The sequence below is a fragment of the Deltaproteobacteria bacterium genome, assembly GCA_017302835.1.
GTDB lineage: Bacteria > Bdellovibrionota > Bdellovibrionia > Bdellovibrionales > Bdellovibrionaceae > UBA2316.
On the sequence record JAFLCC010000003.1, the window covers coordinates 192,297 to 207,459 of the forward strand.

Sequence of the window (15,163 nt, forward strand, 5' to 3'; positions counted from 1 at the left end):
CTCAAATTTTACCTTGCTACTCTAACATTTATGGAAAACACAGCGCATTCAATACATACCCCTGGCTTTACGGGGTATCAAAAATTTGTCGTAGCCATTTTAGCCTTTTTGCAATTTACGATTATTTTAGATTTTATGATTATTTCGCCTTTGGGGGCGGTATTAATGCCGGCATTAAAAATTACGCCATCACAATTTGGTGCGATTGTTTCGGCCTATGCCTTTAGTGCTGGGTTATCTGGGCTTTTGGCTGCTGGATTTGCTGATCGTTATGATCGTAAGAAACTCCTTTTGTTTTTTTATGCAGGATTTGTACTGGGGACATTTTTATGTGGTATATCAAAGACCTATGAATTTTTGTTGATGGCTCGGATTATCACAGGGCTTTTTGGCGGAGTTATCGGCTCGATCATTATGGCGATTTCCACAGATATTTTTTCTTTTCAGCAAAGAGGAACAGTGATGGGTTTTATTCAAACAGCCTTTGCAGCTAGTCAAATTTTAGGTATTCCTGCAGGATTGTTTTTTTCTAATTTATGGGGTTGGCAATGGCCTTTTATTTTGATTGTGCTGGTGAGTCTGATTGTTGGGGGAGTCATTATTATATATCTCAAGCCTTTAGAAACTCATTTAAATAAAAAAGTGGATCCTAATCCTTTTCATCACCTGTGGACGACGGTTAAAATCCCAAGCTATTTGTTAGCATTTTTTACCACGGGACTTTTAAGTCTTGGTGGTTATATGCTAATGCCATTTGGAAGTGCGTTCTCTGTGCATAATTTAGGAATTCAAATCGATAAATTGCCTTTGATTTATTTGTTAACGGGAGTAGCTTCCATTTTTATTGGCCCTCTGGTTGGAAAGTCTAGCGATGTTTTTGGAAAATTTAATGTATTTCTTTTTGGTGCTGTCCTTAGCATTGTCATGGTTCTTATTTACACGAACTTAGGTATGACGCCTTTATTTTGGGTGATCGTAGTAAACACAGTGATGTTTATAGGAATTTTCTCTCGGATGATACCTTCACAAGCGCTGATGTCTGTTATTCCATCTACGGATCGGCGTGGAGCTTTTATGGCTATTGGTTCTTCATTACAGCAATTTGCTGGTGGTTTTGCTTCGCTTGCGGCGGGTCTTATTGTTGTTGAAGGAGTTGATGGTAAATTAGAGCACTTCGATACATTAGGTTATATTCTGGTACTTACAGCTTTGGTGTCTACTTACACTATGTTTCTAATTCACAGATCGATACCAGAGCCTGCGGCGAAGGATTAAATGAATTCATTTAATCCTCCGTTTAGTTATCAAAGATTTCTTCTAATTAGCGATAACTTCGATTTATTTTATAAATATCACTTTTTAATAAATTTTTTCTAGCAGAAAGATCATTTGCAACAGTCAACGATTCTTCGCGAATTCGAGCGAGTGCTTCCCTTTCATAGAATTCAATAGAATTAAGCTGATATTTTTGACCTTGACGATTTTCTTCAAGTCTTATTTTGCGACCTTCGTTTATTAAATTACCGCGTGAAGACATTGATCTAAAAAAATCCGCAGATTGCTGGTGAATCAATTTCATAGAGCGATTAGTTTGGGCAATTTGTTGACGTCGATGGAGCCTTTTTGTTTTTTCCGAAGCCAATAACATGACCCTTTCATCACGTATTCGATCAGCCATACTATTGTAATACAAAGGTAATGACCTCAAATTAAGTAAATCCTCTGTTTTTAAAGGAGTGTTGCTACCCCAAACAGTATTACGCCCAAAAATAGTTTTCATAAAAAGGTCCAAACTTATTAAATAGCTATTTGAATGAACCATAATTTCTATAGTTTCATTATCGAAAAGGCGCAAGATTTTCCAGCCAGTTTCCATGGCTTCAAATTGCTTATATTTTTCGTTACCAAAACAAAATTCTTTGAGACACATTACAGATTTAGAAACCTTTTCCGTATTAATTGTTAAATTTGATACGTTTTCATGATGATTCTGATCTTCAAATATTTTAATCGTTTTAGTGTTAAGTTGGCTATTTTCAATGCCTTTAATTTTTGAAAGTATATAGAAGTCAGAATTGGAATCATTATTGAAACCTTTTATTAGGACTTCGTCGTTAATACAAATTTCCTTACTTCCGCAAAGGTCTCCACCTGGAATTTTTTCTTTAATACTTCCATCAGGCAACGCAATTTTAAATAGTTCTTGATCACTATCAAAATTATTTTGGATGTCTAAAATTCTAGCAGGTAAATTTGCAAGTTCCTCTTCTTGAATTAGCAAACTTACATTTTCTCCGATACAATACCCGAACTTTTTAGAACATAGTTTTTGTAAGTTTTCAGGTTTTTCAAATTGAGGTATAGAATAGTCAGGTATTTCTTGTGTTGAGATGGCCCTATAGATATCAGTTGCGGAACTATTGTACGTAATTATTAAAGTAAGTGATAAACAAGCAAAAAGTTCTTTTGATTTCTTCATAAATTCCTCGATTATATTCTCTAAATAGTTAAAGTTGACGGCGTTTTTCAGCTTCTTCCAATGCATTTTGCTTGCGATTTTCCAATCGTTCAAGTTGTCGCTTTGCTTTTATTTTTTGTTCTTCAAGGCGATTTTGCGCCCACTCAATTTCACGATCTTTCTGCTCAGACCGATTCACTATAGCTGCGGATCTTTTCGAAATTGTACGAGCTTCAGCACTATCGGCCTTTTCCTGTGTTAATAACGAGTTAGCATAGTAAGCTGTCTGTAAATCTAATAAACGATTTGCTTCACGAAGCAAATTGAAATAGTCAGCACGTTCTTTTTCTGTCTGTGTTTTTAAGTTAGCTAGTCTTGATTGAATATCGGGTACAACAAAAGCATCTTTTAATAGTCCGATATCTTTAGTGTAAACAAATTGCCAGCTTTTTTCACTGTTCGGTTGTTGAATGATTGAAAATCCATTTTCGTAAACTCGAGTAATAACAGCGGGATTACCTCCATATTGATAATTTTCGTTTGAACTAAATGCGCACTTATTTCCTTCTCCACAAAGTACAGCTTTATAGATATCACTTGCCAGCAATGCTACAGAATCGTTTTCTTGAATATTCGACTGACTAAGAACATTTCTTTGAATTAAAATCTTAAATACGCCATTACTTTGAATTGAAGTTACCACACCAGTGACCCAACGAATAGGGTTGGGTGGATCATAGATTTGAATTTTTCTAACTAAACCAATAACTTCATCATTAACGCATATTCGATTTTGAGGGCACAAATCTTCTCGGGTAGCTTGCGAAAATTTAGCGCTTGTATCTAGAATCGTAAACTTTTCATTTGGAAAATCTCCATCGATTTTAATTAGTTTGACGGGTCTATTAGCGCCAGTGTTTGGTGGATGTATCAGATAAGTTACATTATCACCTAAGCAAAATAGTTTATCGTTTTTTGTACATTGCTGACCAAGATTTTGATCTACCTTTGTTGAAGAGGCATTAAATGATTTTGCCTTTAAGTAAAGGGGTTGTGACAATTCTGCCCATGTTTGTAAAGATATGAATAATAGAGCGGCTGCAGCTATCGATTCTTTTAAACTCATAATTTTGTGTTTTATTTTCATATTTTTCTCTTTTATTATTATTTAAATTATAAACTAAATTAGTCCTCTTGACTTTCGGGAACAACAGCTGTTCCTTTATCGCTTTTTGTTAAACAGTCATTGTAAGCATCTAATAAATTTGGTTTTTTATTGTTTCGAACATGCCAATCCCGAATTAAATTCATGCATTTAACTTGTTCTAAAGATTTGAATTTTGATAAAATCTCTAACCCCTCTGACGTAGTATATCTCTGATATTTTCCATTTTCTATCCATGGTTCCACGGCAATTTTAAAAGCTTGAAGAGCAAATGAATTGTTAAATTTTCCACAGCTCTTCAAGTGAAACTCAGTTTCTTCTCTCGGTACATCGTTGAGCTGTTTCAATTCATCCTTAAAGCACTCAAATGCAAATGAATTGGTTATAGCTGTACACGAATTTTTGATTTTTTCAATAAAAGCATATTTGAATAAAAAAGTTTGATAATTTTCATTTTGCTGTAGATCTGTTACATGCGATTTACATTTTGAGACATAAAATTGTGGACTAAGTTGTGCATAACGATTCTGTTTGACCAATGCAGACATCGATTGTTTCATTTCATTTTTTGGATTACCAGACCAGGATTCGCTTAGGATTTCGATATTAGTTACTTGGGTAAACATTATTTTTCCTCCGACATATGGAGCTATTGTCACGTCGCCATTGCTAAATACCTCGAGAATCGAAATTTCTTTTTGCTGGTTGTCCATTACTGATAAGAATCTATTTTCATTTACAAGTTTACCAATACAGAATCTAAGCATGAAGCACGGTACAGATCGGTGCAAGTTACTTTTGACTTCATTAGCAGTTAAACTGACATTATCATCTGTAGGAATTTTTTCAGTAGGATCTCTTCTATTATACAGCCTTTGAACAGAAACATTTCCTGTGACTGTTGTGTAGAGCACAACGCTTTTGTAAATATTTAGTGTCTTGGTTTCGGGATTCATTTTATCAACTAACACAATGTCCCCGCTGCATAAATGACCAGTTGGGCAAATATATTGCCGTTTAACAGGTATGGTTTTAACTTGAGGGTAAGGATCTAAAACACGTATGTAGAAAGTCTCAGATCCAGGTAGCCCATCGATTTTCGTTACTATTCCTGGCATATTTGGATAGGCACTTAATTCTTTAATCGGGCGGGATGACAAAACTGATATTTGATCATTTATACAGATTTTCGGAACTCCCAGCCTTTGACTTTCGGAATCTGTCTGGGGTGAGCATGATGTTTGAGTTGGAACATTGGCAACGATATCATTACCGGCAGCAAGTGCTGGTAATTTATTAATAAAAGAAATAAAAAAGAAAACAAATAGTTTAGCTATTCGCCTTAATGAAGGGCCATTTTCCAATTTTTTTGTTGTTCCTTTTTGATCTTGAAACATTTTCTTTCTCCTTAATTGACTTCACAACGATGTATTCTATGAAAAATCAATATATGGTAAAACTTTAAATATTTCACCTGTAGAGAATTAGACATTTAAGCAATAAACGTTACTGACCGAAATAGCTTTTGTTATCAGCTCTTTAAGTTCGAATTAACTATAAAATTTGCTTAAGGCTCTTTCCATTTTCCTCATTTGTGATGAGGATGGCTAAAAGGACTTATGGAGATATTTATTATTCAATGTTTCTATACTTCTAAACTTCCATTTGGGGACCAGGGCCGTAGGGTTTTAGTCCCTTTTTCTTAATTTTTTCTACCAAAGTGGTTCTGTTTAGTCGCAATAAAGCCGCCGCCTGGTTGCGGTTCCATCCTGTTTTTTCGAGAGCCTTTAAAATTAAAGAATTTTCATAGGCATCCACAGCAGAATTAAAATCTAAACCATTTTCTGGGATTTCTTCATAAGTCATTTCTTCTTTTTTTTCAATTTTAGTTTGGTACTTAATGGGTAGGTCTTGAAGCTCAATGATTCCCTCTCCTTTAAGGATACAGATTCTTTCCACAAGGTTTTCAAGTTCGCGGATATTTCCTGGCCAAGGATAAAGCGTTAGGCTCGCCAATGCTTTTTCACTAAACCCAAGCAGTTTTTTAGATTTGTTATATTGGAGTAAAAAATGACTTAACAACAAGGGAATATCTGTTTTTCTTTCATTCAAAGAGGGAATGGAAATAGGAATCACATTTAGACGATAAAATAAATCTTCTCTAAAGCGGCCTTCATTAACGGCTTTTTCTAAATTTAAATTAGTGGCAGCGATCACTCGCACATTTACGTTGATAGTTTTCATGCCTCCGACGGGTTCAAAAGATTTTTCTTGAAGAGCCCGAAGAATTTTGACTTGCAGGCTAGGTATCAGATCTCCTATTTCATCTAAAAACAAAGTACCACCATCAGCTAACTCAAAACGCCCCATCCGGTTAGTGATGGCACCGGTAAAGGCGCCTTTGACATGGCCAAACAATTCACTTTCAAGAAGCTCAGAAGGGATAGCGCCGCAGTTTATGGGGATAAAAGGGCCTGACGCGCGCGAGGAATTATAATGAATGGCCTTGGCGATGAGTTCTTTTCCCGTGCCACTATTGCCTGTAATAAGAACGGTGGCTTCCGAGTCCGCCACTCTCTCAACAAGATCCAGAACGTGATGAATTCCCTCACTTTGTCCTACGATTTGGTCAAACTTATATTTCTTATCTATAAATGATTTTAACTGTTTATTTTCTTGCTGAAGGTTTTTATGTTCTAAGGCCTTGTCAATAAGACTCAGAAGTTCTTCAAAATTAAAGGGCTTCGTTATAAAATGAAAGGCTCCTTTCTGAGTGGCTTTGATGGCGTGTTCAATTGACCCATAGCCTGTGAGAATAATCACTTGTATTTGTGGGTAAATAAGTTTTAGGTGTTCCATAAACTCTAGCCCATTTCCATCAGGAAGATTCATATCTACAATAGCCAAATCTAAAGCTTGATCCCCTTGGATAAGCAACTTAGCTTCCTCGATATTTGCAGAGGTGATGACATTCAAATTCTTTTTTGAAAGAACTCTAAATAAAGCCGTTCTGAGACTGGAGTCATCATCTAAAATAAGAACTTTCTGATTCTTCATGAACCTTCCTTCCTGGTCGGTATGTGACATAACTTTATATTATTGAAGTTTGACGGGCCTGTCAAAAATTCTACCTCAAAACTTGACGTGAGTTCGGTCTAGATTGTCGTAAAATTAACGCTTTTAAGCGAGAAAAGGATCTTAAGCTCATGGGCTTTGGTTAAGGAGCCTTGAAGATGGTACTTTTCTATAATATTCAGGGCTTCCGTGGGGGTCTGCTTTGTGGTCAACAAGATCTTTAGAGTTGCAAAATTTTGGTCTGATTTACCTGAAATTGAAATTTTATCATCTATAAAATTTTTGACGGATAAAAATAGTTCTAGGAAAAATTGAATCATTAAAATTGAAGATCCCAGAACCTGTAGATCTTTTTGGAGGTGATAACTGAGGGTGAAATTTTTATTTTGTCGTTGCAGATGGAATAATTGAAAGGCTTTTTCAATCATATCATATAAATTAATTCTTTTGACCAACTCAGTATCATTGATTCTTGAAAAGACCAAAAGATTGTCAACGATATCTCTGCATCTTTTGGCTGCCTGTTCAATTTCTTTGAGGTCATGATAAATGGGATCTTCTGATGTTAAATCCATTAAAATAAGTTGCGTAAAAGATAACAAGCCAGCGAGGGGGTTATTCATTTCATGTGCTAAACTGCTACTGATAATCCCAAGTTCGGCATCTGGTGCCATTAAAAGGATTTTTGATTCCAGTTTTAATTTTTCGTTGATATTGTTGTACGAGTTTATAAAATATTCTTGTTTCTCGATAAGGATATTCTGGCTCAATACTTCAAAATGATCGTTGTTGTTGTCTAGTTTGAAATTGGAACCTTTTTCGCAATCTTTGCAAGGGTGATCTAAATTAAAAATTAATTTATAACATTTGTTTTTATTTAAATCGCTAGGAAGATTGCTTTGAATGACTTCGAAGTTGTTATTTATTAACACAACAGGCTCTTTGATGGCTTTGAAAGTGGCTTCCCAATGATTTTTAATAATTTCCATTTTATAGTTTTTTTCAATGCGTTCCAAAGAAAGGCTGACGGCTTCAGTGATTCGACTTAAGAACTCAGTTTCTTCTTTTTTAAATGGTTTTATTTTTGCTCTCATAAAAAAAACAGAACCAACTTCAACATTCTGCCAAAAAATAGGAAGTTTTAAAAAGTCATAATCCATCTTGGATTTAAGTTCTTCTGAAAAATATTTATCATCGGGTTCTTCATAGATTTTGACCCATTGAATTTCAAAGGTTTGTAACAGTTCTTGATTTAATTTTACCTCTAGTTCGTTAATATTGTTTGATTTAAAAATAGCAGTAATAGTTTTTCTGAAAGCTTCGATTCTGTAATTCGTAAGAAATAATTTTTTTCTGGATTCAATTAAATACTTTGTTCTTTTTTCAATTTTTTCTTCCAAATCCGATTTTAGCTTTTCTAAAGATTTGTTTTGTTCATCAAGTAAGGATTTGTAACTTTCAATTTGCTTATCGAAATACACTTTTTCCAATGTTAAGTTAAGGTCATTCTCAATTTCGGGATCATTGTAGGAATAAAAGATTTTAAAAAAAGAAAATTTATTATGCAGATTTATAAAAATATTTTTTGAAAAATCTTTTGGTATGACGGCAACTAGTTTTAAGTAAGGATTTATGGACTTCCATTCTGTATAGTAGTCCACAAATTTTTTTTCTAATAACGAGGTTAGATTTATTCCAATAACATCATAGTTCGATCTAGTGAAATGATAATTGGCTTCATAAAGGTCTTTCGCTAAGATCGAACCCATTTCCTGCAGTTTTGGATTCCACGGACCAATTAATAAAAACTTATTAATTATAGCTGGCATGTGGGAATAAAATCCTTATGGTGAGTGATGGTATAGTCAGCTTGTTCAAAATGATCTTTGGGAATGTCATTAGCATGTTCGCCAAACTTAAAATAGCAGGTTTTGGCTCCTAATTCTTTTGCCATTCGAATCTCTTGAGAAAGCCTGTTGCCGACAGAAAGAAGTTCAGAAGGGAGAAGATTTTCTTTTTTTAAAATCATTTGGAAGGCTTGTTTTTTAGTCTTATATTTATTTCCATCAATAATCAGATGATTTTCTTTAGGAATCCATTGAATTAATTTAAGAGCCTCGATTTTTTGAACTTGAGTTTTTTCAACTCCAGAAGTGACGACATAAATTTTATATTTTGATTTGAGTCTATTCAAATTTTCGGATGATCCTTCGATGAGATTGGCATTCAGTGGGATTTCCGGCTCATAAAAATGCTGAATTAAGGTCGCGGCGAGGTCATTTCTAGATACAGTGATTTCAGAAGTAAAGGGATAGCCATCGATAAAGTGTTTGAAAAATTCTCGATGGGAGGACTGGGCTACAAAGGATAATCGTTGCCTATTAAACTCTTCAAATGTGACTTTTAAACCATTCGCAAGAAGAACCTGATAAATTTTTTGGATAGCAAAGGGAATAAGTATTTCTGAAGTGTTGAGCAAGGTATCATCGACATCAAATGCGATAGCTTTAATCATTAAGTAAACCTATCGCTTCTTTGAGGTTGAGGCAAGCTCAGGTTTACGTGGTTCTCTTGCATTGTGACTAGTGGTGGATCAAATCCAATGCTATAGTCCGTGACGAAATAGATTTATGGCCGTGCGGGTTCTTAGCCAGAACATTTAACCTTTATCAATAGGGTCTTAATTATGGATACATCAAATAATAGTATTAAGCGTAATATGACTGCAATAATCTTAGCGGCGGGAAAAGGGACTAGGATGAAATCAGCACTTCCCAAGGTTTTACATCCTGTGGCGGGGCGACCCATGATTTCTCGGGTTATTCAATCTTGTCAAAAGGCAGATGTTAAAGACATTCGAGTTGTCATTGGTCATGGTTCTGGACTTGTAAGAACCGTTTTAGAAAAAGAACCTGTGTTTTTTTATGAGCAAAAAGAACAATTAGGAACGGCTGATGCGGTAAAGGCGGCTCAAGTCGAAACGATCGAGGATGATGTTCTTATTCTTAATGGCGATCATCCTTTGATCGAGGCAGAAGACTTAAATGACTTCATTAAAGAATATCGCGACGAGAAATTAGATATTGCTTTAATCACAACCAATTTAAAAAAACCTGCTGAATTTGGCCGTATTGTCCGCAATGGAGGAGAACTTTATTCCATTGTTGAGGCCAAAGATGCCACCGCAGAGACTCTCAAAATAACCGAAGTGAATACCGGAATTTATATTATAAAAGCCAAGGTTTTGAAGGAATTATTACCAGAAATTAAAAATAACAATCTTAAAAAAGAATTTTATTTCACAGATATTATTTCGTTGGCTATTTCTGAAAGAAAAAAGGTGAAAACTATTTCTGGGAATGCCAGGGTGGCATCAGGTGTGAATAGTCAAATGGAATTAGCAAAAGCCACAAAGTTGTTATTTAAAAACAAAGCCCAAAAACTTATGGAGGAGGGTGTCCTGATCATCGACCCGAAGGCCACCTATATCGAAGAGACCGTTCAAATTGGATCTGGTTCGGTGATTTATCCTGGGGCTTATTTAAAAGGAAAAACACAACTGGGAAATTTTTGTTTGGTGGAACCACATTGCTTTATTCAATCTTGTCAAATAGGAGATAGTGTGCAAATCAAGGCGGGAAGTTATTTAGAATCCTCAGTGATTCATAGTAAATGTTCTTTAGGTCCCTATGCTCGCCTTCGCCCTGAAACAGAGCTTCTTGAAGAGGTGCATCTAGGCAATTTCGTAGAAGTTAAAAAATCAAAGATTGGGAAGAAAACCAAAGCGGCACACTTGGCCTATATTGGCGATGCGGAAGTCGGGGAAGAGTGTAATATTGGCTGCGGGACCATCTTTGTGAATTACCTGCCAAACAAATCTAAACATAAAACAAAAGTAGGTGATCATACCTTTATTGGAAGTGATGTTCAGTTAATAGCTCCTTTGGAGGTGGGCCATCATGCTACGATTGGAGCGGGCTCTGTCATTACGAAAAATGTTCCCGATGGCTCTTTGGCCGTGACCAGAGCACATCAGATGATTAAAGAAAATTACCAACCTAAAAAATAAGGAAGATACTTATGTGTGGAATCGTCGGCTATCTAGGTCCTTTAAATCCCAAAGAGATCATCATTAATGGATTAAAAAAATTAGAATATCGGGGGTACGATAGTGCAGGGCTTGCGATTATTCACAATGGAGAAACAAAATTAATACGTGCTTTAGGAAAATTAAAATCCCTAGAAGACAAAGTATTTCAAGAAAACTTTAATGGCCATCTCGGTATTGGTCATACTCGCTGGGCCACCCACGGAGTTCCTTCAGAAAGAAATGCCCATCCCCATAAAGTTCGTGGGATCAGCCTGGTACATAATGGTATAATTGAAAATTACTTAGAAATTAAAGAAGAATTATTAAAACAAGGTGCAAAGATCGAGTCAGATACTGATTCCGAACTGGTGGCCCATCTGATCGCTAATGAAATAGATGAAACCAAGAACTTGAAAAAAGCCGTCGAAAATATTTTGGAAAAGCTAAAAGGTGCTTTTTCCATCGTGGTGATGTGGGAAAAAAATCCTGAGGAACTTGTGGCTTTTAAAGACGGACCTCCTTTGGTTGTTGGACTTGGCAAAGATCAAAATTTTGTTGCGAGTGATGTTCAAGCTTTGATTGCCTATACGAATCAATTTATTTATTTAAATGACAGAGAAATTGTTCATCTAACCACGCAAAAAGTGCAGCTGTATTCAGCCCAAGGGGTAGCGATAGAAAGGAAACCTATTGTATTAAATTGGAGCCCAGAGTTAGTTGAAAAACAGGGCTTTTCTCATTATATGCTCAAGGAAATATACGAGCAACCCAGAGCCGTAGCCATGGCCCTGGAGCCTCATTTATTTGAACACAAGGTGCGGTTAAAAAATGTTGGTTTTTATGAAACTGATCTTCATCATTTGGATCAACTTAATGCGGAAGCTGATTGGAAGAAAACTTGGAAGCACTTAGGCCAAATTGAAAGAATATTTATTATTGCCTGCGGAACCAGTTTTTATGCGGGTCAAATAGGAAAATATTTAATAGAAAACCTAGCTAAAATTCCTGTTGAAACCGATATCGCTAGCGAGTTTAGATATCGAAATCCTCTTCTGCCAAAAAACTCCTTAGTCCTAACTATTTCTCAAAGTGGAGAGACAGCAGATACCTTAGCCGCTATCAGATTAGCAAAGGAAAAGGGAGCTCTGACTTTGTCGTTGTGTAATGTTAAAAATTCTACCATCGATCGGGAAGCCCATGGGCATTTGTACATGAATGCAGGACCAGAGATTGGCGTGGCCAGCACCAAAGCCTTCACGACGACCTTGGCCATATTAAATATTTTTTCAATTGCCATGGCAAAAATTCACAACCAACTCTCTGAGGTTGAAGAAAAAGAACTAGTACAAAACCTTTTGGCCATTCCTAGTAAGATGGAAGTGGTCTTGTCTTATGATAAATATTTCCAAACCGCTGCCGAGAATCTAAAAAAGTTTAAAGGTTTCCTATTTATGGGTCGTGGGGTGAGTTTTCCCATTGCCATGGAGGGGGCTCTGAAACTCAAAGAATTAGCCTATCTTCATGCTGAAGGCTATGCCGCTGGTGAAATGAAGCATGGTCCTCTGGCCTTGATAGACGAGCGGATGGCAATTGTCATGCTTGTTCCCGACGACAATCACTATGAAAAAACAGTGAGTAATTTGGAAGAGGCCAAGGCTCGTGGCGGGCAAATTATTTCTCTTGGCTCCGGTGATAATGAGAGATTGAAAAAAATCAGCCTCACGTATTTGCCAGTTCCTAAAGCAGATTGGAATTTAAATCCCATTCTCTTCGTGGTTCCGATGCAATTAATGGCTTTTCACTTAGCTTGTATTTTGGGATATGATGTGGACCAGCCAAGAAACCTTGCGAAATCAGTCACGGTAGAGTAAGTCCTTGGGGATATGATAAGTACTTCTAATTTAAGTTTAAGGTTTGGTAGCAAAAAATTATTCGAAGAGGTGAGTGTCAAGTTCACTCCTGGAAATTGTTATGGATTAATTGGCGCCAATGGTGCTGGAAAATCGACATTTCTAAAGATTCTTTCAAAAGAGATTGAACCAAATACCGGGGAGGTCATCATTCCCGGGAATCTTCGGTTGTCTGTTTTAAAACAAGATCAATATGCCTTTGACGATATTCCTGTTTTAAAAACAGTGATGATGGGCAATTCCCGACTGTATGAAATTATTGAAGAAAAAGATAAGTTGTATGCTAAGGAAGATTTTTCAGATGCCGACGGCATCAGAGCTTCCGAGTTAGAATCAGAATTTTCTGAGCTCCATGGTTGGGAAGCCGAATCCGAAGCCGGAGTCATGCTCGCAGGTCTTGGAATTCCCGACGAGCTTCATGGAAAACAGATGAAAGAATTAGAATCAGGAGATAAAGTGAAAGTCCTCTTGGCTCAAGCTCTTTTTGGGCAACCTGATATTCTGCTTTTGGATGAGCCAACAAATCACCTTGATATTTATGCTATTAATTGGCTTGAGGAATTTTTATATAATTTTAATAATATTGTCATTGTCGTTTCCCATGATCGACATTTCTTAAACAAAGTTTGTACCCACACTGTGGACGTAGATTACGGAAAAGTGGTTATTTATTCCGGTAACTACGATTTTTGGAAACAGGCCGTAGAACTTAATCTTCGATTGAAATCTGATCAAAACAAGAAAAATGCAGATAAGGCTGAAGAACTAAAAAGTTTTATCCAAAGATTCAGTGCCAACGCTTCAAAATCAAGACAAGCTTCTTCTAGGCAAAAACAATTGGAAAAATTAGATTTATCAGACCTCCCCGTTTCTTCAAGAAAAGTCCCCTTTGTGGGGTTCGAACCCAAAAGAGAAGCTGGGAATGACATTTTAACAGTCAAAGGTGTAACTAAATCTATTAATGGAGAAGTGATTTTAAAAGACATCAGCTTTACCATAAATAAGAATGACAAGGTCGCCTTGGTGGGCCGGAATGATGTAGCCAAGACCTTATTGATGGATATCCTTGCTGGCGACGTGACACCCGATTCTGGAAGTATTTCATGGGGAATTACGACCTCAAGAAGTTATTTTCCCTCTGATAATGCAAAATATTTTGATGTTGAAATGAATAATCTTATCGATTGGCTTCGTGAGTATTCAGAAGATAAAGATGAATCCTTCCTGCGTGGTTTTTTGGGAAAGATGTTATTCAGCGGCGACGAAGCCATGAAAAAACCAAAAGTCTTATCTGGAGGAGAAAAAGTTCGCTGTATGTTTGCTAAAATGATGCTCTCGGGGGCTAATGTTTTACTACTTAATGGTCCCACCGCCCATTTGGATTTGGAAAGCATCACCGCCGTCAATGAAGGGGTCAAACGTTTCAAAGGAGTCGTTCTCTTTACTTCCCATGACCATGAATTTGTCCAAACGGTAGCCAGTCGAATCATTGAAATTGATTCGACTGTTATTGAAGATGTGGCTATTTCCTTTGATGAGTATTTAGAACGAAAACTATTGAAGCTGAATCATTAGTCATGACCCTACCAGTTATATTCAGGTTAACGATTCTTTTGAATTAAACAATTGTAAAAGGCTTTTGTTCTTTCGACGAAGGCCACGGTTTCATTTCCTCTGGCGCTGCCAAACTGAGTTTGTCGATAAAACGTTTCATCGCTTAGCTTTGGGAGTATTTTCTTGAGGTGATTCCAATCGTAGGGGTTTTTTCCAAGACTAGTGGCAATCTTAAAGGCATCAAACAAATGACCAATTCCAAGGTTGTAAGCCGCTAAGGCCAAAATAATTCTGTCGGTATCACTTAAATGGTCAGGCATTAAGGAAATTAACTGTTTCAAGTACTTGGCGCCACCAAAGATATTTTCTTCAGCATTGTGGATATCCTCGATACCCAGATCTTTGGCAGTGGATTTGGTAATTTGCATCAAACCTTGTACGCCCGTGAAGCTTTTGGCTTGAGGGTCCCATTGGGATTCTTGATAGGAAATGGCAGCTACTAATTCCCAGGGAAGGTTGTATTGAGATCCAGCTTTAATAAAATGAGGTTTGTAATCAGCAAGCCTTGAGTGAAACCGTTTTTGAAATAAAAAGATATCTTTGTCGCTCAAAACCTGACTCGTTCCCTCTTTAGAGGCCGCGATTACTGATCCATTATTAGATGGAACAAAGTGATTTTTTTTGGAGAGAGGGTTTTGTCCTTGCGCTGAATTATATTGGGATCCTTCGCAATGTACTAAAGAAATAGTCAATGGAATAAAAAGACCCAGAGTCAAGGCTCTATGGCCTCTACTTTTTTTAAGTTTTATATAAAACTGCCTCATTTTTGACATCATCAAATCGCTTGATAGACTAGCTCTAGAATGGGATCAAGTCCTTGCACGGCAAAAGTGGCTCTAATCAAAATTAAG

Annotated in this window: 11 protein-coding genes; 4 read left to right on the forward strand and 7 right to left on the reverse strand. The window is 36.6% G+C overall.

All coding sequences use genetic code 11. The annotated features are described in order from the left end of the window. Nucleotides 1-30 precede the first annotated feature (30 nt). Entirely contained in the window at nucleotides 31-1,275 is a 1,245-nt protein-coding gene (locus J0M15_04685) for an MFS transporter (protein ID MBN8536323.1), read from the forward strand. Nucleotides 1,276-1,321: 46 nt separating this feature from the next. On the opposite strand, the gene J0M15_04690 is transcribed toward J0M15_04685, so the two are convergent. The 6 genes from J0M15_04690 to J0M15_04715 all read right to left on the reverse strand — a co-directional run bounded on the left by J0M15_04690 (nucleotide 1,322) and on the right by J0M15_04715 (nucleotide 9,213). Further along, nucleotides 1,322-2,479 (reverse strand): hypothetical protein, encoded by a 1,158-nt coding sequence (locus J0M15_04690; protein MBN8536324.1) that lies wholly within the window; start codon nucleotides 2,477-2,479, stop codon nucleotides 1,322-1,324. A gap of 28 nt (nucleotides 2,480-2,507) precedes the next feature. After that, nucleotides 2,508-3,605, reverse strand: coding sequence for a hypothetical protein (locus J0M15_04695; protein ID MBN8536325.1), 1,098 nt, complete (start codon nucleotides 3,603-3,605; stop codon nucleotides 2,508-2,510). Between the two features lie 38 nt (nucleotides 3,606-3,643). Beyond that, nucleotides 3,644-5,020 (reverse strand): hypothetical protein, encoded by a 1,377-nt coding sequence (locus J0M15_04700; GenBank protein ID MBN8536326.1) that lies wholly within the window; start codon nucleotides 5,018-5,020, stop codon nucleotides 3,644-3,646. A gap of 256 nt (nucleotides 5,021-5,276) precedes the next feature. Then, on the reverse strand, nucleotides 5,277-6,680 hold the full coding sequence (locus J0M15_04705) for a sigma-54-dependent Fis family transcriptional regulator (protein MBN8536327.1): 1,404 nt from the start codon (nucleotides 6,678-6,680) through the stop codon (nucleotides 5,277-5,279). Nucleotides 6,681-6,778: 98 nt separating this feature from the next. After that, nucleotides 6,779-8,527, reverse strand: a complete 1,749-nt coding sequence (locus J0M15_04710) for a HAMP domain-containing histidine kinase (protein ID MBN8536328.1) — start codon at nucleotides 8,525-8,527, stop codon at nucleotides 6,779-6,781. Beyond that, entirely contained in the window at nucleotides 8,515-9,213 is a 699-nt protein-coding gene (locus J0M15_04715) for an HAD family hydrolase (GenBank protein MBN8536329.1), read from the reverse strand. Before J0M15_04715 ends, J0M15_04710 begins: the two co-directional genes overlap by 13 nt. Nucleotides 9,214-9,417: 204 nt before the next feature. Here J0M15_04715 and glmU point away from each other — a divergent pair, with 204 nt between their 5' ends. From glmU to J0M15_04730, 3 genes are read left to right on the forward strand one after another with little or no spacing between them, the layout of a single operon-like run. Then, the gene (gene glmU, locus J0M15_04720) at nucleotides 9,418-10,767 is read left to right on the forward strand and encodes a bifunctional UDP-N-acetylglucosamine diphosphorylase/glucosamine-1-phosphate N-acetyltransferase GlmU (GenBank protein ID MBN8536330.1); all 1,350 of its coding nucleotides are present in this window, start codon (nucleotides 9,418-9,420) and stop codon (nucleotides 10,765-10,767) included. An 11-nt stretch (nucleotides 10,768-10,778) separates the two neighbouring features. After that, a complete protein-coding gene (gene glmS, locus J0M15_04725; GenBank protein MBN8536331.1) occupies nucleotides 10,779-12,659 on the forward strand; it encodes a glutamine--fructose-6-phosphate transaminase (isomerizing) in 1,881 nt (626 codons plus the stop codon). A 12-nt stretch (nucleotides 12,660-12,671) separates the two neighbouring features. Beyond that, entirely contained in the window at nucleotides 12,672-14,273 is a 1,602-nt protein-coding gene (locus tag J0M15_04730; GenBank protein MBN8536332.1) for an ATP-binding cassette domain-containing protein, read from the forward strand. A 26-nt stretch (nucleotides 14,274-14,299) separates the two neighbouring features. Here J0M15_04730 and J0M15_04735 read toward each other — a convergent pair whose 3' ends face one another. Then, the gene (locus J0M15_04735; protein ID MBN8536333.1) at nucleotides 14,300-15,076 is read right to left on the reverse strand and encodes a transglycosylase SLT domain-containing protein; all 777 of its coding nucleotides are present in this window, start codon (nucleotides 15,074-15,076) and stop codon (nucleotides 14,300-14,302) included. Between the last annotated feature and the right edge of the window lie 87 nt (nucleotides 15,077-15,163).